Origin of the sequence: Stenotrophomonas thermophila (assembly GCF_001499715.1) — a bacterium.
GTDB classification, from domain to species: Bacteria; Pseudomonadota; Gammaproteobacteria; order Xanthomonadales; family Xanthomonadaceae; genus Stenotrophomonas; species Stenotrophomonas hibiscicola.
The window spans coordinates 1-26,019 of sequence record NZ_CVIW01000006.1; the positions used below are offsets into that span (position 1 = coordinate 1).

General features: G+C 65.9%; 21 protein-coding genes. 9 read left to right on the forward strand and 12 right to left on the reverse strand.

The window, feature by feature from the left end; genetic code table 11:
* Nucleotides 1–44: 44 nt before the first annotated feature.
* The 4 genes from BN1263_RS04415 to BN1263_RS04430 form a co-directional block, all read right to left on the reverse strand.
* Nucleotides 45–2,237, reverse strand: a complete 2,193-nt coding sequence (locus tag BN1263_RS04415) for a TonB-dependent siderophore receptor (RefSeq protein WP_058979820.1) — start codon at nucleotides 2,235–2,237, stop codon at nucleotides 45–47.
* A gap of 321 nt (nucleotides 2,238–2,558) precedes the next feature.
* On the reverse strand, nucleotides 2,559–4,247 hold the full coding sequence (mqo, locus tag BN1263_RS04420; protein WP_058979822.1) for a malate dehydrogenase (quinone): 1,689 nt from the start codon (nucleotides 4,245–4,247) through the stop codon (nucleotides 2,559–2,561).
* A 228-nt stretch (nucleotides 4,248–4,475) separates the two neighbouring features.
* On the reverse strand, nucleotides 4,476–4,922 hold the full coding sequence (locus BN1263_RS04425; protein ID WP_049397619.1) for a GNAT family N-acetyltransferase: 447 nt from the start codon (nucleotides 4,920–4,922) through the stop codon (nucleotides 4,476–4,478).
* Nucleotides 4,923–5,091: 169 nt separating this feature from the next.
* A complete protein-coding gene (locus BN1263_RS04430; RefSeq protein WP_058979824.1) occupies nucleotides 5,092–5,997 on the reverse strand; it encodes a LysR family transcriptional regulator ArgP in 906 nt (301 codons plus the stop codon).
* Nucleotides 5,998–6,135: 138 nt separating this feature from the next.
* Between BN1263_RS04430 and BN1263_RS04435 the strand changes: the two genes are divergently transcribed.
* Both BN1263_RS04435 and BN1263_RS04440 read left to right on the forward strand, forming a co-directional pair.
* Nucleotides 6,136–6,771, forward strand: coding sequence for a LysE/ArgO family amino acid transporter (locus BN1263_RS04435; protein WP_019659326.1), 636 nt, complete (start codon nucleotides 6,136–6,138; stop codon nucleotides 6,769–6,771).
* A gap of 168 nt (nucleotides 6,772–6,939) precedes the next feature.
* Nucleotides 6,940–8,922, forward strand: coding sequence for an alpha/beta hydrolase family protein (locus tag BN1263_RS04440; protein WP_058979826.1), 1,983 nt, complete (start codon nucleotides 6,940–6,942; stop codon nucleotides 8,920–8,922).
* Nucleotides 8,923–8,980: 58 nt separating this feature from the next.
* On the opposite strand, the gene BN1263_RS04445 is transcribed toward BN1263_RS04440, so the two are convergent.
* The gene (locus tag BN1263_RS04445; RefSeq protein WP_058979828.1) at nucleotides 8,981–10,735 is read right to left on the reverse strand and encodes a peptide MFS transporter; all 1,755 of its coding nucleotides are present in this window, start codon (nucleotides 10,733–10,735) and stop codon (nucleotides 8,981–8,983) included.
* 79 nt (nucleotides 10,736–10,814) lie between these two features.
* Entirely contained in the window at nucleotides 10,815–11,987 is a 1,173-nt protein-coding gene (locus tag BN1263_RS04450) for an acetyltransferase domain-containing protein (RefSeq protein WP_058979830.1), read from the reverse strand.
* 173 nt (nucleotides 11,988–12,160) lie between these two features.
* On the opposite strand from BN1263_RS04450, the gene BN1263_RS04455 reads away from it, so the two are divergent.
* From BN1263_RS04455 to BN1263_RS04465, 3 genes are all read left to right on the forward strand, one after another.
* Nucleotides 12,161–14,125, forward strand: a complete 1,965-nt coding sequence (locus BN1263_RS04455) for an OPT family oligopeptide transporter (RefSeq protein ID WP_049435318.1) — start codon at nucleotides 12,161–12,163, stop codon at nucleotides 14,123–14,125.
* Between the two features lie 207 nt (nucleotides 14,126–14,332).
* On the forward strand, nucleotides 14,333–16,411 hold the full coding sequence (locus tag BN1263_RS04460; RefSeq protein ID WP_058979831.1) for a S9 family peptidase: 2,079 nt from the start codon (nucleotides 14,333–14,335) through the stop codon (nucleotides 16,409–16,411).
* Between the two features lie 140 nt (nucleotides 16,412–16,551).
* A complete protein-coding gene (locus BN1263_RS04465; protein WP_019659320.1) occupies nucleotides 16,552–17,796 on the forward strand; it encodes a DUF819 family protein in 1,245 nt (414 codons plus the stop codon).
* Nucleotides 17,797–18,019: 223 nt separating this feature from the next.
* Here the strand turns inward: BN1263_RS04465 and BN1263_RS04470 are convergent, their stop codons facing one another.
* From BN1263_RS04470 to BN1263_RS04490, 5 genes are read right to left on the reverse strand one after another with little or no spacing between them, the layout of a single operon-like run.
* The gene (locus BN1263_RS04470; RefSeq protein ID WP_058979833.1) at nucleotides 18,020–18,499 is read right to left on the reverse strand and encodes a hypothetical protein; all 480 of its coding nucleotides are present in this window, start codon (nucleotides 18,497–18,499) and stop codon (nucleotides 18,020–18,022) included.
* Between the two features lie 45 nt (nucleotides 18,500–18,544).
* Complete coding sequence (gene minE, locus BN1263_RS04475; RefSeq protein WP_005408532.1) at nucleotides 18,545–18,805, reverse strand: cell division topological specificity factor MinE; 261 nt, start codon at nucleotides 18,803–18,805, stop codon at nucleotides 18,545–18,547.
* A 2-nt stretch (nucleotides 18,806–18,807) separates the two neighbouring features.
* Nucleotides 18,808–19,617, reverse strand: coding sequence for a septum site-determining protein MinD (gene minD / locus BN1263_RS04480; protein ID WP_019659318.1), 810 nt, complete (start codon nucleotides 19,615–19,617; stop codon nucleotides 18,808–18,810).
* 37 nt (nucleotides 19,618–19,654) lie between these two features.
* Nucleotides 19,655–20,500 carry a septum site-determining protein MinC gene (gene minC, locus BN1263_RS04485; RefSeq protein ID WP_058979835.1) on the reverse strand — a complete coding sequence of 282 codons (846 nt, stop codon included), beginning with the start codon at nucleotides 20,498–20,500 and terminating at the stop codon, nucleotides 19,655–19,657.
* Nucleotides 20,446–21,042 carry a GNAT family N-acetyltransferase gene (locus BN1263_RS04490; protein WP_019659316.1) on the reverse strand — a complete coding sequence of 199 codons (597 nt, stop codon included), beginning with the start codon at nucleotides 21,040–21,042 and terminating at the stop codon, nucleotides 20,446–20,448. The genes minC and BN1263_RS04490 overlap by 55 nt, the downstream gene beginning before the upstream one ends.
* A 151-nt stretch (nucleotides 21,043–21,193) precedes the next feature.
* Here BN1263_RS04490 and BN1263_RS04495 point away from each other — a divergent pair, with 151 nt between their 5' ends.
* From BN1263_RS04495 to BN1263_RS04510, 4 genes are all read left to right on the forward strand, one after another.
* Nucleotides 21,194–22,396: a sensor histidine kinase gene (locus BN1263_RS04495; RefSeq protein WP_019659315.1), complete on the forward strand. Its 1,203-nt coding sequence runs from the start codon at nucleotides 21,194–21,196 to the stop codon at nucleotides 22,394–22,396.
* Nucleotides 22,396–23,037, forward strand: coding sequence for a response regulator (locus tag BN1263_RS04500; RefSeq protein WP_021203109.1), 642 nt, complete (start codon nucleotides 22,396–22,398; stop codon nucleotides 23,035–23,037). Before BN1263_RS04495 ends, BN1263_RS04500 begins: the two co-directional genes overlap by 1 nt.
* Nucleotides 23,038–23,271: 234 nt before the next feature.
* Nucleotides 23,272–24,345 carry a polyketide cyclase gene (locus BN1263_RS04505; RefSeq protein ID WP_021203110.1) on the forward strand — a complete coding sequence of 358 codons (1,074 nt, stop codon included), beginning with the start codon at nucleotides 23,272–23,274 and terminating at the stop codon, nucleotides 24,343–24,345.
* A gap of 104 nt (nucleotides 24,346–24,449) precedes the next feature.
* On the forward strand, nucleotides 24,450–24,821 hold the full coding sequence (locus BN1263_RS04510; RefSeq protein ID WP_019659313.1) for a DUF423 domain-containing protein: 372 nt from the start codon (nucleotides 24,450–24,452) through the stop codon (nucleotides 24,819–24,821).
* 383 nt (nucleotides 24,822–25,204) lie between these two features.
* Here the strand turns inward: BN1263_RS04510 and BN1263_RS04515 are convergent, their stop codons facing one another.
* The gene (locus BN1263_RS04515) at nucleotides 25,205–26,014 is read right to left on the reverse strand and encodes a M15 family metallopeptidase (RefSeq protein WP_058979837.1); all 810 of its coding nucleotides are present in this window, start codon (nucleotides 26,012–26,014) and stop codon (nucleotides 25,205–25,207) included.
* Nucleotides 26,015–26,019: the final 5 nt, after the last annotated feature.

Consider the following 26,019-nt stretch of genomic DNA (forward strand, 5'->3'; position numbering starts at 1 on the left):
CGACGCTACTAGGTGCCGGGCACAGCCGGCCACCCCTGCCTGCCTCAGAACTTCCAGCGCAGGCTGGCCGACACGAAGCGCGGCTCGCCGTAGTTGTTGTAGTCCAGGTTCGCCCAGTAGCTCTTGTCCAGCGCGTTGCGCACGCTCAGCGTCGCCGTCCAGTTGTCGCTGATGCGGTAGTTGGCGTTGAACTGCACCAGCATGTAGGCCGGCTGGTTCACCGTGACCGTGCCGCCCAGCGGGTAGGCAATGTTGTAGCCCTGCACCTTGCTCTGCCACTGCAGGCCGCCGCCAACGCTCAGGCGTTCCAGCGCGCCGCGCAGCTGCAGTTGGGTGTTGAGCTGCAACAGATCCTTCGGCGGGTTGGCGTACAGCAGGTCAGTGGCCGCGCGGGTGACCTTGACGTGGGTGTAGCCGGCATTGACCGTCCAGCCCGGCAGGATCTCGCCGTTGACGTCCATCTCCCAGCCGCGCGCCTTGGTGCCGTTGACGCCGATGTAGGCCGAGGTGCCATCGCTGAGCGAACCCTCCGGCACGCCCATGTCGCGCACCGCGTAGTTGTCCTGCTTGGCCTCGAACACGGCGGCATTGGCGGTCAGGCGGCCATCGAACCACTGCGTCTTGATGCCCGCTTCCAGGTTGGAGCCCTGTACCGGCGCCAACAGGTTTTCGTTGCGGTCCTTGTAGTTCTGCGGATTGAAGATCTCGGTGTAGCTGGCATAGGCCGACACGTTCGGCGTGATCTCGTAGACCAGGCCCACGTACGGAGTGACTTCATCGCTCACCTTGTACGCACCGCTGGTGCCGGTATAGGCGCCGGCAGCGTTGTACGAGCGGCTGAGAGTTTCCCACCGGCTCAGGCGTGCGCCGGCAATCAGCGACAACGGATCGGCCAGGCGGAGGCGGGTGGCCAGGTAGACGCCGCTCTGCGTGGTCTTGGCTACGCGGCGCGCGCCGGTGCGGCGGTAGGTCACTTCGGAGATGTCGCCGTTCCAGTTGTACACGTTGGGAATGTAGTAGCAGCGCTCGCCGCCGCAGCGTGCCCAGTCGTTCGGGAAGTTCAGTGCAAGCGTGTTGGTGGTGCCTTCCAGGTCCGACCACTGTGCGCCAACGGTGAGGTCGTGCTCGCGGCCGAACAGGTCGAAGCTGCCGGTCAGGTAGGCATCGACGTTGCGCCGGGTGTCCTTCGAATCACCGGCGGCCGCGCGCAGGTAGATGCCCGCGCCGGTCACCGGGTCCGGGTTGCCGGTGCCGTACAGGCGCACGTTCTGCACATTGCCGCGGGTGTAGGCGGTGTTGACCTTCAACAGCCAGTTGTCGCCGAAACGCTTTTCCAGGTTGGCGAAGGCGGTGTTGCTCTCGCGCTTCCAGTAGCTCCATTTCGGCGACAGGTTGGTCGAGCGCGGCAGGTGCGCGAAATTGCCCTGGCTGTCGAAGAACGGCACGGTGCCCCAGGTCGAGCCGGTCGGGTTGTTGTCCTGGGTCTGGTAGCCGAGGGTGAGCGTGGTGCTGTCGGTGACGTCGCCTTCTAGTACCGCCATGCCGGCCATCTTGTTCTCGTCGTAACGGTCGTAATACAGGCCACGATCGGTATAGGCGGCGACCACGCGGCTGCGGAAGCGGCCGTCATCGGTCAGCGGCGCAGTCACGTCCGCTTCCATGCGGCTATAGTCCCAGCTGCCCGCGCTGACCGCGAACGAGGCATCGAATTCCTTGCCCGGACGCTTGCGCAGCAGATTGACCGTGGCCGACGGCACACCCGCACCACTGAGCAGGCCGTTGGCACCGCGGATCACTTCGATGCGGTCGTAGAAGGCGGTGTCGTATTCCTGGTTGGTGGACCCGCTGTAAGTGGGGATGCCGTCGACCTGGAAGTCGGTGATGGCGAAGCCGCGCGCGTAGTACAGCGGGCGCTGCGTGTCATAGAAGGACACGCTGACGCCGGTCACGTTGCGCATCACGTCGTTGATGCTGAACAGCGATTCGTCCTGCAGGCGCTGCAGGCTGATCGCAGTGGCCGACTGCGGGGTTTCCTGCAGGGTGATCGGCAGGCGCGTAGTGCTGGCCGGCGGAGCGGACTGCTCGGCACGCACGCTGACCCGGTCCAGGGTCTTGGCATCGGCTGAGCCGTCGGCGGCAGCAAACGCGCTGGGCGCCGCCAGCAGGGTCAACGACGAAAGCAGGGCAGCCGGCAGCAGCGCGCGGCGGGGCAGGCGGTTACGCAGGGTCAAGGACATGGTGGGCTCGAGGCTTGGAAGCGGGGAAGGTGGCGATAGTCGTCCAGTACCCGGGGCGGCGGCTTCGGGCACATCAGGTCCATCTGGGAGGGCGCGGTCACTGCGCAGGGCGCAAATGTAAATAATTCTTAACAACATTACAATTCGTATCAGTGCGCATGGGCGTCCAGGCGCCGGGCACGGCCGTCTGTAGAGCCGAGCCCATGCTCGGCTGCTTTTGGCTGGAGCCGAGCATGCGCTCGGCTCTACACCAGGGAGCCGCCCAAAACGAACGGCCACCCGAAGGTGGCCGTCCGTCTGCATCGAAAGGAACGTGCGGGCTTACAGCGCCTGCAGTTCCTCATTGGCGTTGCGCTTTTCCTTGGCCTGCGCAGGCGCCGTGGCCGCAGCGGGCGATGCCGCGTTCGCATCCACCGGCACCTCCAGATACGGCAGGTGCAGGGTCTGGCTGGTCAGCGTGCGGATCTCGTTGACCAGCGCCGCACTGTCGTTGAGCTTGCGCCCATACGACGGCACGATCTCGCGCAGGCGGGTTTCCCAGCCGGCCTTCATCTGGTCCGGGAAGGCCTTGGCCATCAGGTCCAGCATGATCGGCGGCGAGGTCGACGCACCCGGCGACGCGCCGAGCAGGGCGGCAAGGGTGTGGTCCTTGTCGGTCACGATCTCGGTGCCGAACTGCAGCACCGCGCCCTTCAGCGGATCACGCTTGATGATCTGCACGCGCTGGCCGGCGGTGATCAACTTCCAGTCACCCGGCTTGGCATTGGGGAAGTACTTGACCAGCTCGGCCTGGCGGTCCGCATCGTTCAGGCGCGCCTGGCCCATCAGGTACTGCACCAGGTCCAGGTTGTCCTTGCCCACTTCCAGCATCGGGCCGACGTTGTTGTGGGTGACCGAGGAATACAGGTCCCACCACGAGCCGTGCTTGAGGAACTTGGTGCTGTACAGCGCGAACGGCCCGAACAGCACCACCGGCTTGCCGTCCAGCTTGCGCGCATCCAGGTGCGGCACCGACATCGGCGGCGAACCGGTCTCGGCCATGCCGTAGGCCTTCACGCCATGGCGCGAGGTCACGTCCTGGCCCTGGAAGGCGAGGAACTGGCCACCGACCGGGAAGCCGGCATAGTCCTTCGACTCGGGAATGCCCGACATCTGCAGCAGCTTGAGCGCGGCGCCACCGGCACCGATGAACACGAAGCGGGCGTGGGTGGTGGTCTCGGTGCCGGCCTTGAGATCCTTCACCGTCACGTTCCAGCTCTTGTCGGCGTTCTGCCGCAGCGCGGTCACTTCATGGTTCAGGTGCAGGCTGAAGTTCGGGCTGCGCTGCAGGCCGGCGGTCAGCTGGCGGGTGATCACGCCGAAATTGACGTCGGTGCCCAGCGGCATCCAGGTCGCGGCAACCTTCTGTTTCGGGTCACGGCCTTCCATCAGCAGCGGGGCCCAGTGTTTGATCTGCGCCGGATCCTCGGAGTACTGCATGCCGTAGAACAGCGGATTCTTGACCAGGGCCTGCTGGCGCTTGTGCAGGTAGGCGATGTTGTCATCGCCCCAGACGAAGCTCATGTGCGGCGTCGGGTTGATGAAGTCGCTGGGCTGGCTCAGCCGGCCTTCCTTCACCTGGTGCGACCAGAACTGGCGCGAGACTTCGAACGACTCGGCGATGCCGACCGCGCGCTTGGTCTCGATGCTGCCATCGGGCAGCTCCGGGGTGTAGTTCAGTTCGGCGAAGGCCGAATGGCCGGTGCCGGCGTTGTTCCAGCCATCGGAGCTTTCACCGGCGACGCCGTCGAGGCGTTCGTAGACCTGGATGTTCCAGTCCGGCTGCAGTTCCTGCAGGTAGGTGGCCAGGGTGATGCTCATGATGCCGGCGCCGACCAGCACAACATCGACGGGCTTGTCGTTGCTGGCGGCGGGCACCGAGCGCTGGGTCAGCGGCCAGTACAGGAACAGCGCGGCGGCCAGCAACAGCAGCACGAGCAGGGCGAGAAGAGCCTTGCCAAATTTCTTCATGGGGGCGGGATCGTTGGCGGAGGGGAAGGGGTCAGGATGCGCGTGGGGCAGGGAAAGGGCGTGAAGAAACAACGCCTTGCAGCATCCAAGTGCGATTCTAACCGGATCCGGTCCGTTTTTGATGCAACGCAGCATCCGGCGTTTCGCGCCATCCTCACCCGGTAGCACCGGGTGATACCGGCGAACGAAGCCTTGCCAGTGTCAGGCCATCCCTGGCGACAGCTTCACTCAGACCAGCTCAAGAATCTCGTCACCGGCCTCATCAATCTCGCCGGTCGGGCGCCAGCCCAGGCGCCGGTAGAAGCCATGCGAGCGCGAGCGTGGGTCGGCCGAACAGGCCAGGAACAGGCGTTGGTGGCCGGCATCGCGGGTCAGGCTGACCACGTCCTGCAGCAGCTGGCGACCGAGGCCGCGGCCTTCATACTCGGGCAGCAGGGCCAGCACCAGCACCTCGCCGCTGTCGCGGTCGGCGAAGCAGTAGCCAGCCATGCGCTCGCCCTCCCAAGCGACGCGGCCGATCGAATCGCCCTGGGCGATGCCGGCCGCCCAGCTGTCCTCGGTGATGCCCAGCTCTGCCAACTGCGCGGCGCTGAAGGCGTTTTCGCGGGTGCGCCCGCGCAGGTCGATGCAGGCGGCGGCATCTTCGGGGCGCGCATCGCGCACGGCTATCGGCATACCGGACATCCTTGTAGTGATTGGCCCGCCAGTATCCGCATCACGCATGGACCCGGTGTGGAGGGTTGATGGAGATTGGATGGAGCAAAAAGGGGACGGAGGGGATCAAGTTGTCTTTGCCCGATGTGTCGCTTGGGCCTTATACGACTTAATCCCCTCCGTCCCCTTTTCAGCGCTTGCGCCGGATCAGTGCCGAGGAGGCCTCCAGCACCGCGCGGGTCAGCAAGGCCATGGTCTGCACGTCGCCCTTCCAATGCTGCCAGTACAGCGGCACGTCTTCCCACGCGCGCTGGCGCACGTAGACCAGGCGGCCCGCGTCCAGGTGCCGCTTGACCAGCGGCAACGGATTCATCGTCCAGCCCATGCCGCCGAGGTTGGCCTGCACGAAGGCGCGGGTGGACGGAATCCACCAGGTCGGCGCGGTGCTGGGCAGGTCGTCGCCGGCCATGCGCCGGGCGAAGCGCGACTGCATGTCGTCCTTGCGGTTGAATACCAGCACCGGGGCCTGCGCCAGCGCCTGCGCGGTTACGCCCTTGGCGAAATGGCGCTCGCGGAACTCGGGGGTACAGGTCGCCGCGTAGCGGATGCTGCCCAGCGCGTGGATCTGGCAGCCCTGCACCGGCTCATCCAGGGTGGTCACCGCGCCCAGCACCGTGCCCTGGCGCAGCAGTTCGACGGTGTGGTCCTGGTCTTCCACGCGCAGGTCCAGGGTGGTGCCGGTGCTCTGCGCGAACTGCGAGGCGGCCTGCGGGAACCAGGTCTCCAGGCTGTCGTGGTTCACCGCCACCGGGATGCTTGCCTGGGGCAGGTCCTCGTCGGCCAGGCCCATACGGTGCAGGGCATCGTGTTCGAGCAGGGCGGTCTGCTCGGCCAGCTGCACCAGCACTTGGCCCTCGGCGGTGGCGGTGGCTGGAGTGCCGCGCTTGACCAGCAGGCGGCCGACCCGGTCCTCCAGTGCCTTGACCCGCTGCGAGATGGCCGAGGGCGTGACATTCAGCGACTGCGCGGCGCGGTCGAAGCTGCCTTCGCGGATCACCGCGGCCAGGGCGCGCAGCTGGGCATGATCGATACGCATCGAATTAAGCTCCGCTAATGTTGGTTTAGGAAGTTTAGCTCGTCTTTTTCATGTTGCGGCGCGACAATGGCGCCCGTTCCGGTGCTGTCCGCCTTCGCGAGGCACCGTCTCCCCAAGCAAGTAAAGGCAGTGAATCCCATGTTCTCGGTCATCTCCGCCAGCACCGGCCTCGGTGCCTGGTTCTCTGGTGCAGCTACCGGCATCGGCCTGTTCGCCGTGGTCGGCGCCCAGAGCGCCTTCATTCTGCGCCAGGGCATCCTGCGCAAGCACATCGTGCCGGTGGTTGCCACCTGTGCGGCCATCGATGCGATCTTCATTTTCGCCAGCGTTGCCGGCCTGCGCACGCTCACCTCGGCGCTGCCGTGGCTGACCAGCGCCGTGCTGTGGACCGGCGTGGCATTCCTGGCCTGGTACGCGATGAAGTCGGCACGCCGTGCGATCGCCGGTGGCGGCGGCATGGGCGAGGCTGACAGCGATGACGGCAGCCGCCGCGCGGTGCTGATGGCCGCAGTCGGCTTTTCGCTGATCAACCCGCACTTCTGGCTGGACATGATGGTGATCGGCTCGATCGCCGAGAACTTCGGCAACGCCCGCATGGCCTTCGCCGCCGGCGTGGTGACCGCCAGCTGCCTTTGGCTGACCGCGCAGGGACTGGGCGCACGCCTGCTGGCGCCGCTGTTCACCAAGCCCAGCACCTGGCGTGTGCTTGACGGCACCATCGCCGTGATCCTCAGCATCCTGGCCCTAACGTTGGCGGTGCGCGGGGTCCACTGACCCGGCGCACGCCCCCGAACCCACGTCCTGACTCTCTCTCCAAGGTAGTGGTAACGACGGCACCGGCAACGGTGCCGTCGGTTTTTTCTGCCGATGTGGCGCGGCAAACGGTCACGTGCCTAGAATCGCGCATCCGGACAGGGTGTCCGGGTTTTCCATGGGGGAAGGATGCGCAGGATTGTGCTGGCTGTACTGCTGGGAGCGGTTGTGGGCGCAGCATCGGCGGCGACGCTGGACCTGGATCGCTATCTGCGGCAGGAGTCGTTTACCGACATCAAGATTTCACCGGGGGGCGAGTACATCGCCGCGACGGTTCCGCTGGAGGCCGGGACCGCCTTGGCGATCTACCGCATTGCCGACATGAAGATGGTGGGCAGCTTCCGCCCGCCCCGCAACGATCACGCCCACACCTTCGACTGGGTCAGCAACGAGCGGCTTCTGGTCGGCATGGCACAGAAGTTCGGGGTGCTGGAGCGGCCGACGCCGACTGGCGAACTGTTCGGTATCAATGCCAATGGCAAGGGCGGCGAGCTGCTGGTGGGTTACCGGGTTGCCGACCAGAGCCTGGGTACCAACATCAAGGTCAAGCCGGCGGGCCTGGTGGCCGCGTACCTCAGTGATGAACTCAAGGACGACGACCGCAACGCACTGGTGACGGTAATCCCGCTGGTCGGCAGTTCGCATGCACAGGTCGAGCGCATGGACGTGATCACCGGTCGCCGCAATGCGGTGGCACGGGCTCCCATTCCCGATGCGGACTTCACGACCGATGAGCAGGGCGAGGTGCGTTTCGCGCGCGCTGTCGTTACCGACGGCACGCAGAAGCTCTATTACCGCACGGGCAGCAACAGCGACTGGATCCTGCTCAACGATGAATCCCTGAGCAAGCGCATCGAGCTGCCGCTCGGCTTTTCGGCCGATGGTCGCCTGGCGTACCTGCAGGTCGAGCAGGCAGACGGGCCTGACGCCATTGTGAGCTGGGATCCGCACAGCAATGAGCGACGCACCGTGCTGCGCGATGGGACGGCCGACCCTGCGCGCATCATCCGGCGCCCCGGCAGCCGCGTACCGGTCGGGGCGCTGTTCCTTGGCAGTGCACCGCGAACGGCATTCTTCGATGATGCCTCGGACGAAGCCCGCCTTTACCGCAGCCTCGAAGCGGGCCTGGGCGGAGCGGTCTACATCACCTCCAGCACGCGCGATGGCAGGACGGTGCTGGTGGAAACCTGGTCAGGCAGCAACCCAGGCGATTTCTATCTCTATGACACGGTGGCCAAGAGTGCTCGGCACCTGATCAGCCGCAGCGACTGGATCGACCCTGCGCTGGCCGCGCAGGTGCGTCCGATCAGCCTGAAGGCGCGTGACGGGCGTCCGCTGCATGGTTTCCTTACCGTCCCGCATGGCCACGAGGCCGGTGCGCTGCCGATGGTAGTGGTGCCACACGGAGGCCCGATCGGCGTTGCCGACGATGGCACCTACGACACCGAGGCACAGATGCTGGCGGCGGCAGGCTATGCGGTGTTGCAGGTGAATTTCCGCGGATCTTCCGGCTATGGCCGGGCCCACATGCAGGCTGCGCGCAAGCAATGGGGGCTGTCGATGCAGGATGACGTCACCGATGCCACGCGGTGGGCGATCGACCAGGGCGTGGCCGACAAGAACCGCATATGCATCTACGGGGCCAGTTACGGTGCCTATGCGGCGATGATGGGGGCGGTGCGCGAACCAGGCCTCTACCAGTGCGCGGCCGGCTACGTCGGCATCTACGACCTGCCGTTGATGTACGCCCGCGGAGATATCCAGAGTGATGAGTCAGGCCTGGCCTACCTGCGCAACTGGCTGGGATCGCCCAAGGATCTGGCAGAGCGTTCCCCGGTGAATCTGGCTGCGCAGGTACGGGTGCCGGTATTCCTGGCCGCAGGTGGCCAGGACCAGCGTGCGCCGATCGTGCACAGCGAACGCATGGAAGCGGCATTGAAGAAGGCGGGTTCGCCGGTGGAAACCCTGTACGTCAGGAACGAAGGGCATGGCTTCTATTCGCCTGCCAACCAACGTACGTACTACAGCAGGTTGCTGGCCTTCCTCTCGCGCAGCCTGGGGGGACAGGTGGCCGCGCAGGCCTCGCCTGTGGAAAAAAGCAGCGCGCCCTGAGCACGCCGGGAGCGGCGGATGACCGATCCGCCGCTCCCGGATTTCGCCTGCATCAGGCTTACTTGACCCCGTGCATCATCTTCTTCAACAGCGGCGCGGCAACGAAGGCGGCCAGTGCGCAACCCAGGCCGATCCACATCAGCAGCCAGAACAGGTGCGCGTAGGCACCGGCGGCGGCCACCATGTCCAGAGATTCGCCTTCCGGCACCTCGATCGCGGCCAGCTTGCCGAACAGCGCGGCCAGCGTTTCCGAGAATGCGGTGGCCAGGAACCAGGTGCCCATCATCAGGCTCATCACCCGCGGCACGGCCAGCTGGGTCACCGCCGACAGGCCGACCGGCGAGAGGCACATCTCGCCGCTGGCCAGCAGGAAGTAGGCCAGCACCAGCCACCACACGCTGGCCATCTCGCCGGTGGCGCCCACCTGCTGTGCGGCCAGCGCCAGCGGCACGAACGACAGCGCGCCGATCACCAGGCCCCAGGCTGACTTCACCGGCTTGCCCGGTTCCCAGCCGCGGCGGTCCATCCACGTCCACAGCGCGGCGAAGGCCGGAGCGAGCAGCACCAGGAACAGGCCGCCGAGGTAGGTCAGCGAGCCGGCGGTCTGCGGGATCACCAGGCAGTCGCGCACCAGCAGCACCAGCATCAGTACGACGATGGCGGCGAAGAACGTGCGCGGCGCGGCCGAGCCCGGGCGCCGTTCCGACAGGCGCGCGCTGACCACGAAGCCGAGCGGTGCCAGCAGCAGCGAGAGGATCGACCACGGCAGCGGCGTGCCGCCGGTGATCACCAGCGAGGGCACGATGTCCTTGGTCAGCAGGCGGTCGGTGAAGGTCACCCACGAGCCGTAGGACTGCTCGTACATCGTGAAGAACACCAGCGCCATGAAGATCAGCACCATCAGCGCGATCATCTGCTGGCGCTGCACCGGCGTGCATTTGGTGCCGGTGAACCAGGCGAACCAGACCAGCACGCCGCCCAGCACCACCAGCATCAGCATCAGCGCCAGGCTGATTTCACCGCCCAGCGCGAACGCGCCATTGCCGGCGGCCCACATCAGCCAGGCGACCGGCAGCACACCGAGCACCGCGCACAGGTAGATCAGCCATTCGCGCGGCAGGCCCAGCACCTTCTGTTTCAGCGCTGCCGGCTGCGGCGGTTCGGCGTGGCCCTGCAGGTATTTCTGGCCCCACAGGAACATCGCCAGGCCGGCCAGCATGCCGATGCCGGCCGCACCAAAACCGTACTTCCAGCCATAGGCCTCGCCGAGGAAGCCGCAGACCAGCGAAGAGAACAATGCACCGAGGTTGATGCCTGCGTAGAACAGGGAGAAGCCCGAGTCGCGGCGCGGGTCGTCCTTGGCGTACAGCTTGCCGACGATGGTGGAGATGTTCGGCTTCAGGAAGCCGACACCCATGATGATCAGCGCCAGCGACAGGTAGGTCACCGCCAGCGCCGAGGTGTCGCGCACCACTTCGCCGTTGACCCGGTATGCCGCGTGGCCCTCGAAGGCCATGCCGAGGTGGCCGAGCACCAGCAGGATGCCGCCGAACAGCACTGCCCGGCGCATGCCCAGCCAGCGGTCGGCCAGCATGCCGCCGAACACCGGGACGCAGTACACCAGGCCACCGTAGGCACCGAGCAGGTCCAGGCCGGCCTTGTCGCCGAACAGGTGGTACTTGGTCAGGTACAGCAGCAACAGCGCCTTCATGCCGTAGAAGGAGAAGCGCTCCCACATTTCGGTGAAGAAGCAGACGTAGACGCCCTTGGGGTGGCCCAGGAAGTCGTCGGAAGCGATAGCGGTGGAATTCATCGCGGAATTATAGGCCTGTAGCCTGATCCGCTTTCAGTAGATCCACGCCATGCGTGGATTGCCGGACTGGCCTGGGTGATCACAGGTATCGCAACCACGGCAGATCGCGCCTTCGCGCTTTGAACCGCGCGAACGCCCGCGTCGGCGGGTACAGCACCACCGCCAGCGCACAGGCCACCAGCAGCAGGCCGCTGACCGAATCCAGGGCATACAGCTCGCCATGGGTCGGCCCCCAGGCCGCCAACGCGGCCAGGTACAGCCCCTTCAGTACGTACAGGTGCAGCAGGTAGAAGAATATCGGCGCAGCGCCGATATCGGCCAGCGGCTGCAGTGCCCGCGCCAGCGGCGGCCATTCGTACAGCCGCAGCAGCAACACTCCCACGCCCAGGGTCAGCAGCAGGAACTGCAAGGACGGCGGGTACTTGGTGACGTTGAAGATGCTCAGCCAGGTACGCAGCGTGGTGGCCTGGTACTGCCAGGGCGCATCGCCGTATTCGTTGGCGAACCGCAGCAATGCGAAAAGGGCCAGCGCGCTGACGCCTGCCCACAGCAGCCAGCGCTGGCGCTGCTCCGGCGCGCGCGCGCGGCCGAACCAGGGCCCCATCAGATAACCCAGCGCAATCACCCCGATCCACGGCAGTACCGGGTAGGAGGTTCGCAGGCGCAGCGTGCCAGCCTCGATCCAGTCGCGCTGGTGCAGCACTTTCCACAGCACCGCCAGCAGGCCATTGCCTTGCCCCCGAAGGCCGTCGAACAGGTTGTGCCCGGCCACCACCGCGATTGCCAGCATCAGCAGGGCCGGGCGTGGCAGCCACAGCAGCCCCGCCAGCGCGATCATGCTCAGGCCGATGGCCCAGATCACCTGCAGGTACAGCGTGTCCGGCGGCAGCTGGAAGGTCCAGGCGAAATTCACCAGGGTCAGTTCCAGCACGACCAGGAACAGCCCTCGCTTGAGCAGGAAGGCGGCCGTGGCCCGGCGCGGGTCCGCCTGGCGCTGGCCGTACAGCCAGGCCGAAAGACCGGTCAACAGGACGAACACGGGTGCGCACAGGTGGGCCAGCACACGGCAGGCGAACAGCGCAGGGGAGACCGTGGCTGCGTCCATCGGGTCGCTCACCTGGTGCTGCAGGAAGAAGGTCTCGCGCACGTGGTCCAGCAGCATCAACAGCATCACGGTACCGCGCAACTGGTCGATGGAGGCCAGGCGGGGGAGGGGAAGGGGGCATGCGATGCAGTAACAGCAAGGTATCATTAAGATATAACATATCATTTGCAGTGTGCCCAGCCGGACTTTGCCGGGTCGGTCGATTGCCGGTCCACGTACCGGCCCATTGCGCCGCAGCACACGCCCCCATCCTTTGGCACGCTGGACTTGATGTGCCCTGAACGCTAGCGTGACAGGGATTTTTGCCAGCAGGGGCTTCCATGAACCACGACGCTGCGCCCAAGCAGCTCACCTTCCGCGCTGTGGCCCTGGCCATCGTGCTGGCGGTGGTGCTGTCGGCCGCAAACGCCTACCTCGGTCTGTTCGCAGGCCTGACCATCGCCACCGCCATTCCCGCCGCGGTGATTTCCATGGGCGTGCTGCGCCTGCTGGGCGGTGGCTCCATCCTTGAAAACAACATCGTGCAGACCGGCGCTTCGGCCGGTTCGTCGATCGCCGCCGGTGTGATCTTCACCATCCCGGCGCTGGTGATCATGGGCTACTGGCCGGACTTCAAGTACTGGTGGGTGCTGGGCATCGCCGGCCTGGGCGGCCTGCTGGGCGTGTTGTTCTCGGTGCCGCTGCGTCGTTCGATGATCGTCGAAGACCCGCTTCCGTTCCCGGAAGGCAAGGCTGCGGCCGAAGTGCTCAAGGCCGGTGAGAATCCGGGCCCGGGCCTGAAGATCCTCGGCCTGTCGGCGGTGATCGGTGCCTTCGTCAAGCTGGCCGCGGAAAGCGGCATGCGCCTGATCCCGGACGCCTGGGCCACCTCGGCCTACGTCGGCAGCTCCAAGGTCACCGCCTTCATCGGTACCAACCTGTCGCCGGCACTGCTGGGCGTGGGCTACATCGTCGGCCTCAACGTCGGCATCGTGGTGGTGTCCGGTTCGATCCTGACCTGGCACATCGCCATTCCGATCTACCAGGCGTTCTTCATGAACACCGATCCGGCACTGGCCGCGTCGGTTGCCGCAGCTTCGTCCACCGAGGCGGCGTTCGCCATCTGGGGCGCGAAGATGCGCTACCTGGGTGTCGGCGCGATGCTGATCGGTGGCATCTGGACCCTGATCTCGCTGCGCAAGTCGCTGCTCAACGGCGTCAAGAGTGGCTTTGCCGCCGCCCGCAAGAGCGGTGGCCCGGTGCTGGCGCATACCGAGCGCGATCTGCCGATGAAGTGGATGCTGGTTGCCCTGGTGGCGTTCGTGCTGCCGCTGCTGGCCCTGTACCAGGCCATCGTCGGCCAGTGGCACGTGTCGATCCCGATGACCCTCATCATGATCGTCGCCGGCTTCCTGTTCGTCTCGGTCTCCGCCTACCTGGCCGGCCTGATCGGTTCGTCCAACAACCCGGTCTCGGGCATCACCATCTCCACCATCCTGTTCGCCTCGGCCGTGCTGGTCGTGCTGCTGGGTGCTGACGGCCTCAAGCCGGTCGGTGCCGGCGGGGCGCCGCTGGGCGCGGTGGCCGCGATCATGATCGGTGCGGTGGTGTGCTGTGCCGCCGCCGTCGGTGGTGACAACCTGCAGGACCTCAAGGCCGGCTACATCGTCGGTGCCACCCCGTGGAAGCAGCAGCTGATGCTGGGCATCGGCGCGTTCTCGTGCGCGCTGATCATGGCCCCTGTACTGAACCTGCTGGCCACTGCCTACGGCATCGGCGTGAAGTCCGAGCTGCACCCGAACGCGCTGGCTGCGCCGCAGGCCAACCTGATGGCCTCGGTGGCCAAGGGCCTGTTTGGTGGTGAACTGCCGTGGACCTTCATCGGCATCGGTGCTGTGGTCGGCGCTGCCATCATCGCCTTCGACAGCTGGCTGAAGTCCCGCAACGCGCGCTTCCGCGTGCCGGTGCTGGCCGCCGCCATCGGCATCTACCTGCCGCTGGAACTGATGGTGCCGATCTTCCTCGGCGGCCTGATCGCCCATCTGGTCGAACGCTTCCACAAGGTGCGCGCCGATGACGAAGAAGGCCGCGACCGCGTGCACAAGCCGGGCGTGCTGTTTGCCGCCGGCCTGATCACCGGTGAGGCACTGATGGGCATCGCCATCGCGATTCCGATCGTGGTCAGCAGCCGCGCCGATGTGCTGGCCGTGCCGTTCCACCTGCCGGGCGCACAGTGGATCGGCCTGGCCGTGCTGTTCCTGGTCGGCTGGCTGATCTACCGCACCGGGAAGTATGCCAAGGCGTAAGGGACGGGTAGTGCCGGCCGCTGGCCGGCAATCCCGGAATCCCGTGATACCCCTGGTTACCGGCCAGCGGCCGGCAGTACCGCAAACCCCGCTTCGGCGGGGTTTGCTGTTTATGGCGATTGCCCGCCTGCAGCCATGACCGATGGCCTTGGCAGCCCCGGCCATGCGGGCCTACCATCGGTTTTTTGCCGTCCTGCGGAGACCCCGATGAAACTGCGTCATGCCCTGCTGCCACTGAGCCTGCTGGCCGCCCTGCCCAGTGTTGCCGCTGCCCGTGGCCTGGAAGTCCGCGACATGGTGGCGATGGACCGCGTTTCCGCGCCGGTGCTGACCGCAGACGCTGGCACCGTGGTGTTCGCCAAGCGCAGCGTGGACGCCAACCTGAAGGCCTCCACCGCGCTGTTCGCGCGCAACCTGCGCACCCGCGACGCAGCGCCGCCGAAGCAGATCACCCCGGCCGGCTGGAACGTCAATTCCGCCTCGCTGTCGGCCGATGGCCAGACGGTGTATTTCCTGAGCGCCAAAAACGGCAGCCAGCAGCTGTACGCGCAGCCTATCAACGGTGGTACTCCGCGCCAGCTGACCGACTTCCCGGTCGACGTGGACAGCTACCACGTGTCGCCGCAGGACGACCGCGTGTTGTTCAGCGCCGGCGTGTTCCAGGCCTGCGCCTCGGACCTGGCCTGCACCGAGAAGAAGCTGAAGGAAAAGAAGGACGCCAAGGCCAGCGGCCAGGTATGGGATTCGCTGTTCGTGCGCCACTGGGACACCTGGAACGACGGCCGCCGCAACACCCTGTTCGTCGCTCCGCTGCCCGCGGCCAAAGCCGGTGCAGTCAAGGGCGCCTCGGCACTGAGCGCGACCATCGATGGTGATGCGCCGTCCAAGCCGTTCGGCGGCAATGATGACTTCGCGTGGTCGCCGGATGGCGCCAGCGTAGTGGCCAGCATCCGTGTGGCCGGCAAGCAGGAACCGTGGTCGACCAACTTCGATCTGTACCGCTTCGACGCCGCGGGCAAGCAGGCGCCGGTCAACCTGACCGCCTCCAACCCGGCCTGGGATGCCGGCCCGGTGTTCAGCGCCGACGGCAAGACGCTGTTCTATCGTGCGATGAAGCGCCCGGGCTTCGAGGCCGACCGCTTCGGCCTGATGGCGATGGACCTGGCCAGCGGCAAGACCCGCGAGATCGCGCCGCAGTGGGATCGTTCGGCCGGTGGCATCACCCTGTCGGCCGACGGCACCAGCATCTACACCACCGCCGATGACCTCGGCGAGCACCCGCTGTTCCAGATCGACGTGGCCAGCGGCAAGGCGACCAAGCTGATCGGCGATGGCAGCGTGACCTCGGTCGACGTGGCCGGCAACAGCGTGGCGATCACCCGCAACAGCCTGAAGAGCAACGACCAGGTGCTGGTCGGCCTGCTGCCGGCTGCCGGCCAGCCGATCGGCGAACTGCGCGCGCTGACCCCGGCTGCTGGCGACGTACTCAAGGACGTGTCCTTCGGCGACTACGAACAGTTCGAGTTCAAGGGCTGGAACAACGACACCGTGCATGGCTACGTGGTCAAGCCGCACAACTACCAGGAAGGCAAGTCGTACCCTGTCGCGTTCCTGATCCATGGCGGCCCGCAGGGCAGCTTCGGCAATGGCTGGAGCTACCGCTGGAACCCGCAGACCTATGCGGGCCAGGGCTACGCGGTGGTGATGATCGACTTCCACGGCTCCACCGGCTACGGCCAGGCGTTCACCGATGCGATCAGCCAGCACTGGGGCGACCGCCCGCTGGAAGACCTGCAGAAGGGCTGGGATGCGGCGCTGAAGAAGTATTCCTTCCTCAACGGTGACAAGGCCTGTGCGCTGGGCGCCAGCTACGGCGGCTTCATGGTCAACTGGATCGCAGGCAACTGGAACAGCCCGTTCAAGTGCCTGGTCAACCACGACGGCGTGTTCGACCAGCGCATGATGGGCTACGCCACCGAAGAACTGTGGTTCACCGAGTGGGAGCAGGGCGGCACGCCGTACCAGAAGGCGGCGAACTACGAGAAGTTCAACCCGGTCAACCACGTGGCGGACTGGAAGAAGCCGATCCTGGTCATCCACGGCCAGCAGGACTTCCGCATCCCGGTCGAGCAGGGCCTGGCCGCGTTCAGCGCCGCGCAGCGCCAAGGCATTGAATCGAAGTTCCTGTACTTCCCGGATGAAAACCACTGGGTGCTCAAGCCGAACAACAGCATCCTGTGGCATGACACCGTCAATGCCTGGCTGAAGCAGCACATCGGCAACTGATGGTTGCGGCGCCGCCCTCCGGGGCGGCGCTTCTGTTTCACCATCTGCTTTACCGGTGGGTGCCGACCGTTGGTCGGCACACCTTCCTGATCTGCCGCCAACAGCAGCCGGCCAGCGGCCGGCTCTCCCAGAGCGCCTGCATGCCTTCGACTGCCCTGATCCAGAACGACATCGTCGTCTTCGGTTTGATCGCCGCCACGCTCGGCGCCGTTTTCTGGACCGCCTCGCGCGAGCAGGGCCTGTGGAAACGCTTCTACACCTTCGTGCCGGCGCTGCTGCTGTGCTACCTGATTCCCGGCATCTACAACACCGTCGGCCTGATCGACGGGCAGAACACCAGGCTCTACAACCCGATCGCACGCGACATCCTGCTGCCGGCGGCGCTGATCCTGCTGACCCTGGCGGTGGACATCAAGGGCATCCTGCGGCTGGGCCCGAAGCTGGTGCTGATGTACCTGGGGGCATCGGCCAGCATCATGCTCGGGGCGGTCGTGGCCTTCCTGCTGATGCGCGCCGTGCATCCGGAAACCGTGGCCGGCGACACCTGGGCCGGCATGGCGGCGTTGGCCGGCAGCTGGATCGGTGGTGGTGCCAACATGCTGGCGATGCGCGAAGTGTTCGACGTCAATGCGACCACCTTCGGCCAGTTCGCCGTGGTCGACGTGGGTGTCGGCTATGTGTGGATGGCGGCGCTGATCTTCCTTGCCGGTCGTGCGGCGAAGATCGATGCACGCAGTGGCGCCGATACCTCGGCCATCGATGAACTGAAGGAGCGCATCGCGCGCTTCCAGGCCGAGCATGAGCGCATTCCCAGCCTCACCGATCTGATGCTGATCGTGGCCGTGGCCTTCGGTGGCGTCGGACTGGCACACGCGATCGGTGCGCCCTTGGCGGCGTGGTTCAAGGCAAATGTCAGCTGGGCCGCGCAGTTCAGCCTGGACGCACCGTTCGTGTGGGTGGTGGTGCTGTCGACCACCCTGGGCCTGAGCCTGAGTTTCACCCGCGCACGCAACCTGGAAGGCGCGGGTGCCTCGCGTCTGGGTTCGTTGCTGCTGTACTTCCTGATCGCCTGCATCGGCATGCAGATGGATCTGCTGGCGTTGCTGGACCGCCCGTGGCTGTTCCTGCTCGGCCTGATCTGGATCGCCGTGCACATCGTACTGCTGTGGTGCCTGGGCAAGCTGCTGAAGGTGCCGTTCTTCTATTTCGCCATCGGTTCGCAGTCGAACATCGGTGGCCCGGCCTCGGCGCCGGTGGTGGCCGCCGCGTTCCATCCGGCGCTGGCGCCGGTGGGCGTGCTGCTGGGCACGATGGGCTATGCCACCGGCACCTACCTGGCCTACATCGTCGGTATTACCCTGCGCGCGCTGGCCGGGCAGGGCTGATGGGGTGGTGCCGGCCGCTGGCCGGCAACCTCATGAACCCGTGAAGCATCACCTGGTTGCCGGCCAGCGGCCGGCACTACCGAGCGTTACGCCACTGGCAATCCGCGTTCGATCAACCACGCCTTCGCGTCTTCGGCGTCCTGCTCGAACCGCGCCGAGTGAAAAGAGGGGCGCCGCAAGGTCCGACGCGTCGCCACGCCTGTGGCCAACCGCGCCCGCGGCTTTACGCCACCGGCAAGCCGCGTTCGACCAGCCACGCCTTCGCGTCTTCGGCGTCCTGTTCGAACCATGCCTGTGTAGACCCCAGTCGATACGTGTACCCCCAGGCGTCCATGTCGGCCATCAACCGCGCGCTGCCAACACCCGGCAGCTGCCCGGCCAGCACGATCTGCAGGTAGCAGGTGGCATCTTCCTCGGCCACCGAGTCGGTGGCGTCGGTATGCACCTGCGCACGCCGCTCCGGCGGCAGCACGATCAGGTGGCAGGCTTCGTGCAGCATCGAATGCACGGGCGTGTCGTCGCGCACGTACACGTTGCTGGCGATGATGCCGGCCTCTGGCTCGCCCCAGTAACTGCCGGGAATCGGTTCGCCGGGCGCCACGTGGTGCAGCCGCAGGCCATGTGCGGCGAGCAGGCGCTGCGCGTCGGCGAAGGCGATGTCGCCCACGCAGGTGATGCCCACGGTGGTTGTCGTATCGGTCATGCAGGTCACGCGGCCCCGCCCATGCAGGCACGGGCGGGCGGGGGATCAGGGTTTGTCCGGGCCTTCAGGCAGCGCCACGGAGATGTCCAGCACGTCGTGCTGGCCATCCTTCACCAGGTCGACCTTCACCGCATCGACGTCGATGTTCACGTACTTCTTGATCACTTCCAGCAACTCGCGCTGCAGCAGGGGCAGGTAGTCCGGGCCACCGCGGTGGCTGCGTTCCTGCGCGATGATGATCTGCAGGCGGTTCTTTGCGGTTTCGGCGGTGGTCTTCTTCGCTTTGAGGAAATCGAACAGGCCCATGCTTACCCTCCGAACAGCTTGCTGAAGAAGCCCTTCTTCTCCACGGTGGTGAAGCGCATCGGCCGCTCCTCGCCAAGGATGCGCGCGACAGCGTCCTCATAGGCCTGGCCGGCTGCGGATTCGACATCCAGGATGACTGGCTCGCCCTTGTTGGAGGCATTGAGCACGTCACCCGACTCGGGGATCACGCCGATCGCCTTCAGCCCCAGCACTTCCTCGACGTCGGCAATGCTGAGCATCTCGCCGGTTTCCACGCGCAGCGGGGTATAGCGGGTCAGCAGCAGGAACGCGGGCACGTTCTGCCCGGATTCGGCCTTGTGGGTCTTCGAATCCAGCAGCCCGATGATGCGGTCGGAGTCGCGCACGGAGGACACTTCCGGGTTCACCACCACCACGGCGCGGTCGGCGAAGTACATCGCCAGGAAGGCACCCTTTTCGATACCCGCCGGCGAGTCGCAGATGATGTAGTCGAAGCCGTCGGCGGCCAGGTCCTTCAGAACCTTGCCCACGCCTTCCTGGGTCAGTGCGTCCTTGTCGCGGGTCTGCGAGGCGGCCAGCACGTACAGGTTGTCGAAGCGCTTGTCCTTGATCAGGGCCTGTTTGAGGGTGGCTTCGCCGTGCACGACGTTGACGAAGTCGTACACCACGCGGCGTTCGCAGCCCATGATCAGGTCGAGGTTGCGCAGGCCGACGTCGAAGTCGATCACCGCCACCTTCTTGCCGCGCCGCGCCAGGCCACAGGCCAGGCTCGCGCTGGAAGTGGTCTTGCCCACGCCGCCCTTGCCGGAGGTGACTACGATGATTTCAGCCAAAGGACTTCTCCTGGTTCTGCATTAGTTTGGAGCTGCGTCAGTCCAGCGCAGCGATCTTGACCTGGTCCTGTTCCAGCCATACCTGCACGGCCTTGCCGCGCAGGTTGTCCGGGACATCGTCCAGTACCTTGTAGTGGCCTGCAATGGCCACCAGTTCCGCATGGAAATCACGGCAGAAGATGCGTGCCGCGGTGTTGCCCTGCGCCCCTGCCAGCGCGCGGCCGCGCAGGGTGCCGTAGATATGGATGCTGCCGTCGGCGATGACTTCGGCGCCGGCGCCGACGGTAGCCATCACGGTGAGGTCGCAGTTTTCAGCGTACAGCTGCTGGCCCGAGCGTACGTTGCCCAGCTGCATGCGGCCCGGCTGCGGTACCGCAGCGCCGGCAACCCTGGCTGTCGGCGCGGCCGGCGCCGGCTTCGGTTCGGCGCGCGCTGCGCGGCGCGGTTCCGGAGCGGGCGAGGGCGGGGGCGGCTCGGCCTCGGCTCGCTCGTACTGGGCGCGGAACTTGGCCAGCAGCGGCAGTCCGAGCTGCTGCGAGAGCAGGTCGACCGCGCTGGTGCCATAGGCCAGCGCCACCGGCAGCACGCCGGCGCTGCGCAGGCCATCGACCAGCGCTTGCGCCGTGGCCACGTCCGGTACCTGGCTCAGGCCGCCGAAGTCGAGAATCACCGCGGCGCGGCCGAACAGCTTCGGCGCCCGGGTAACGCGTTCGCGCATTTCCTGCACGAGGCGTTCGACGTCAAGCGTACGGATGCGCAGGTTGGCGATGCCCACCTGGCCGATCTTCAGTTCACCGGCCTGTTCGTAATCGAAATTCACCGCCACGCTCAGGTCCCCGTCGGCCGCTGTGCCTGCGCCGGCAGCTGCCGGGCACGTGTCCATGCCACATCCGGCAGCTTGCCGCCGTAGGTCTCCTTCACCCACGGGTAGCTGCACAGTTCCTTGGCCAGCATGCTGGCGCGCACATCGACCTGCGGCATGGTGTTCTGGCCCAGCTCGCGGAAGCCGAAGCTGCCGTGGAAGAGCAGGGCGGCATCGGCGCCATGGTCGAGGAAGACCTCGCAGGTCATCTGCGGGTAGCGCAGCTCGGCGAAGCTCTGCGCATCGGCATAGAACGCACGGCCGACGCCACCACCACGACGGCGGCTGGCAACCACGATGCGGTCGATATAGAAGAACGGGGCGTCCAGCTGCTGCTTGAACCAGGCAAAGTTGCTGCTGTCGTGCTGGCTGTCGCTGCCGAAGCCGATCAGGAAGCCGGCAAGGTTGCCGTCGCGCTCGGCGACGCGGAAATACTCAGCGGTTTCATAGAACAGGCGCAGGCGGGCCGCATCCAGGGGAAGGATGGCCAGGCCAGCGTTGTTGTTCAAAGCCAGGACGGAATCGAGCTCGTGCTCGCGCACGTCGCGGATGACAATCGACATTGTGACTCCGTGGGGTAACGCGGTTGGTCCGTCAGGGGACCCTGCGCACGATTATTGCATGCCCGGGGTGGGCTGCGGCATGAACAGGGGGGCGCGGATGCATGACTTCCGTGGGAGTGCGCGACGCAGGCCGGGCCCGTAGAGTGCTGGCATGTTGGGAGTCCTCAGCCATACCCGCGTTCTCCGTCTGGCCGGCCTGTTCACCTGGGTCATGGTCGGCCTGCCATTGGCGTATTCGCAGTTCGAGAACCTGCACAGCCGCAGCGATATGGGTGGCTGGGCGATCCTGCTGTTTGTCGCCTACCTGTCCTTCGGCGCGGCCTACTATTGGCTGACCCGCCTGCTGCGCAGCGACAGCGGCAGCCACACCAGCTGGCTGGACCGCGGCCTGCTGCTGCTGCTGACGGTCTCGGCGCTGGGCGTCAGTTTCCTCAGCGGCTCGGGCCTTGGCAGCATCCTGATGATGGTGGCTGCCGGCGTCATTCCGTGGATGCTTTCGGTACGCCTGTGCGTGCTGTGGCTGCTAGTCAGCCAGCTGGCGGTGGCGCCGGTCTATTACCTGCTGCTGCGCTTCCCGCTGTTCGAAGCGGTGATGCAGTCGTTGCTGTACGGCGGCTTTTCCATGTTCATCTTCGTGACCAGCCTTGTTGCGAGACAGCAGACCGAGGCCCGCGACGAACAGCGCAGGCTCAATTCAGAGCTGCGCGCCACCCGTGCCCTCCTGGCCGAGAGCGCCCGCGTCAACGAGCGCACCCGTATTTCGCGGGAGCTGCATGACCTTCTGGGGCATCAGCTGACCGCGCTGACCCTGAACCTGGAAGTGGCAGGCCACCTGGCCGAAGGCCAGGCGCTGGACCACGTGAAGCGCTCGCATGCCCTGGCCAAGCTGCTGCTGGGCAACGTGCGCGAGGTGGTCAGCCAGCTGCGCGAGACCGGTGCCATCGATCTGGCCGCGGCGCTGCGCCCGCTGACCGAGAACGTGCCCTCGCTGGACATCCAGCTGGACATCGAGGATCCACTGAACGTGGAGGACCCGCAGCGGGCCCACGTGCTGCTGCGGTGTACCCAGGAGATCATCACCAACGCGGTGCGCCATGCCGGTGCCCGCCACCTGTGGATCAAGGTGTACCGTGAAGCCCCCGACCAGGTGGTGGTGGAGGCCCGCGACGACGGCGTCGGCGCGGATACGGTCAATGTGGGCAATGGCTTGCGCGGCATGCGCGAGCGACTGCAACAATGTGGTGGCCAGCTGCAGGTCGAGACCCGGCCCGGTGAAGGCTTCCGGCTGCGGGCGACGGTACCGGCAACGGTGCTGGTGGCCGCCCTTACCAAGGTTCCTGAAGGAGTGCGTTGATGATTCGCGTCTGCCTGGTCGACGACCAAACCCTGGTGCGGCAGGGAATCCGCTCCCTGCTGGCGCTCGACGACGGCATCGAGGTGGTGGCCGAGGCCGGCGACGGCCGCCAGGCGGTGGAGCTGATACCGCAGGTGCGACCGGACGTGGTCCTGATGGACATGCGCATGCCGGTGATGTCCGGGCTGGAGGCGCTGCAGGTCCTGTCGCGTCAGGACCTGCTGCCGCCGACCATCATCCTCACCACTTTCGACGATGACCAGCTGGTGCTGGCCGGGCTTAAGGCCGGCGCCAAGGGTTACCTGCTCAAGGACGTGACCCTGGCACAGTTGGTCGGTGCCATCCGCACCGTGGCCGACGGCGGTTCGCTGGTGCAGCCGGCCGTGACCCAGCGGCTGCTGTCCGGCCTGGAGCACATGCGCAACGAGTTTGTCAGCCTGGACCGTCCGGACCCGTTGACCGACCGCGAGACCGAGATCCTGCGCCTCATGGCCAGCGGCTTCTCCAACAAGGAGATTGCCAATTCGCTGGGGGTGGCCGAAGGCACCATCAAGAACCACGTGTCCAACATCCTTTCCAAGCTGGGCGTGCGCGACCGTACGCGCGCCGTATTGAAGGCGTTCGAGCTGCAGCTGGTGTGAGGAAATTCTTTTCAGGACAATGACTTGAGGTCCATTTATGGCCCTCCGGCGGGGTTGCCCCCTACTTCAGGGGCGTCGGTATGCGGTACCCTTCGATTTCTTTGTCCATACAAATACGCAGCCGGCACGGAAACCGGTGCGCCAATCCCGATAAACAATGCCCGCGAAGCCTGCTAGGATTGGCGCTTCGCTTCAATCAACCCGGCCGTGGGATCGGCCCCGGAGACTCTCTGAATGACCCGTATTATCGAGTTCCTGATCGCCTTGGGGATCGTGGCTGGCCTGTTCGTCATCATTGGCGTATGTCTGCCGGGCGAGCGTCACATCACCGAAAGCATCGAGACCAACCGCAAGATGACGATCGTGTACGACACGGTCAGCAGCCTGCGCCGCTTCAAGGACTGGAACCCGCTGGTACTGCGCGATCCCGCCGTTGAACTGAAGCTGTCCGGCCCGGCCTCCGGCGTCGGTGCCACCCTCGACTTCACCTCCAAGGACCTGGGCACCGGTTCCTGGAAGATCACCGAAGCCGAAGAGAACAAGCGTGTTGCGATCGCCATCGATGACGCCACCAAGGGTCACGACAAGATCACCACCTTCACCCTGGAGCCGACCGGCAAGGGTGGCCGTAACGTCAAGATCACCCAGGACTACTCGGTGAAGTACGGCTTCGACCTGTTCGGCCGTTATGCCGGCCTGTATGTCAGCCGCCAGATCGGCGACGACATCAAGATGGGCCTGTCGCGCATGGCCAACATGCTGGCCACCGTCCCGAACGTCGACTACCGCACGCCGGAAGCCCCGCTGACCGATCTGGGCATCGTCGATGTGCCGGCTGAGGACCTGCTGGTCGTCAACGCCGGTAACGTGGACCGCGGTCAGGACACGATCACCAAGTCCATCAAGGACAACCAGGAGTGGATCAAGCGCGTGATGGAGGCCAATGGCCTTGAAGCCGCCGGTCCGTTCCGCATCATCACCACCGACTTCGGCCAGGAGAAGTACGCCTTCGACATCGCCCAGCCGGTGAAGAAGAAGGGTGCTGAAGGTGCCACCGCTGAAGAGCTGACCGTCAAGATCGACGGCGGCGCGCCGGTCAAGTACGTGCATGTGGCTCCGCACCGTTCGGCGCATGCGGCCTACACCGGCCACATGGCGGGTCTGGACGTGGCCCGCAACGGCCTGCGTGCCTGGGCGGTGACCTCCGGCAACGAAGTGATCGACCGTCCGTACGAAACCTGGAAGGACGGCATCGACAAGTCGTTCACCCCGGAAGGTACCTACGACATCTACTGGGCCGTCAAGTAAGCTTCGGCTGACCCATGTAGTGCTGGACACGAAAACGCGCCGCTCATTGCGGCGCGTTTTTTTTTCATCTGGCGCCCGGCAAGGGCGCTGCGCAAGGAGCCCACATGTTCAATCTCGAACGTCGCGCACGTAAGCCTTCGCTGCTGGCCTGCCTGGGGGCACTGCTGGCCGCCGCCTCGATCGGCCTGTCCGCCTATGCATCGCATGGCGTGGCTGATCCGCTGGCGCAGCAGCATCTGAACATGGCGGCGCTGTATGCGTTCGCGCACGGTGCGGTGCTGGTGGCGCTGGGGCCGCGCGCGCAGGGAGCGATCGCGCACCTTGCGCTGTACGTGCTGCTGCTGGGTGTGCTGTTGTTTTCCGGCAGTCTGGTGGGTGGTGCGCTGTGGCAGTGGCCGACGCGGATGGCACCGATCGGTGGCACCAGCATGATGGCCGGATGGGTGTTGCTGGCGATCAATGCGTTGAGGCGGTAACTGAGTCGACGTTGTCGCTTCGATCCATGCAGATGCGATCTGCACCGTTCATGGGCGGTACTTTTCTTTTCGCGCGAAAAGAAAAGTAACCAAAAGAAACGCGCCGCTGGCCGCGAGCCGGTGCTGCGCACCGGTCCCCTGCGCTCCTCGGCCCATCGAGGGACGGTGCGGAAAGCAGCCGAGCATGGCTCGGCTCTACAGAATCGCAAGCACCTCTTCGCCCTCGCCGGACCTGCGGTGCTCGGCTCGCTTGGAGGCGGACCCAACAGCCGCGCGCTGATCCGTTGTAGAGGCTTCGAGCGAAGCGACCGGCTTTTGTCTTTGCTGTCTTGTTCCATCCCGCGGCCAGGCGCTGACCGCTCCAGGCTTTCGCCACGAGGGGCTCAGCCGTTGGCCGGTCTCCAGCACCAGTGCCAGGGTTCGTAGACGATGCCGTGCGGGTTGTCGCGTGGGTAACTCAGATGGAAGCCATGCCCGCCGGCATGCACCTGCAGCCAGGCGAACGCGTCGGTGGCTTCGAACGATTCTTCGGCCGGCGCATCGCCAGGTGTGCCGATGTCCAGCGCGTAGCCGCTGTGGTGTTCGCTGAAACCCGGGGCGGCATTGACCTTCAGGATCTCTGCCACGCTCAAGCCGCGCGCCAGCTTCCGCTCGAAGATGCCCAACTGGTAGGCATGGCTGCGGAAGCCGGAGATGGCGTCCAGCGCAATTCCATCCTGTGCCGCGTGCAGTCGCATCCGCCGCCAGCCCTGCGCGGCGGCACGGTGCAGCCACAACTGGCGGGCGAAGCGGTCGCGGCCGGCGAAGTGCAGCAGGCAGGGTTCGGGTTCGAGCGGCAGCCCGCTGTCGCCGGCATAGCGCTGTGCATCCAGGCCAAGCTGCTGCAGGCGCTGCTGCAACCCGGCGAGCGGCAGCCACTGATCTTCCAGTCCGGCGCCGAAGGGCCGTGCAGCCGCGGCATCCAGCAGTGCCAATGCTTCCTCGACCCCGGGTTCGCGCGGCAGGCGCGGCACCATGGCGTGGACACCCTGCGCCAGTACCACCGCCAGATAGCGGCCATCACGCTTGCGCCGCAGCACCCACTGTGCCTGCGACAGCAGGCGTGCATCCAGGTTGCTGCCTGCACGCAGCAGGTGCGCGGGCCACAGCTCGATGGCCTCGGTGTTGATCAGCAGGGGCGCGCGTCGTTGCATCGCAG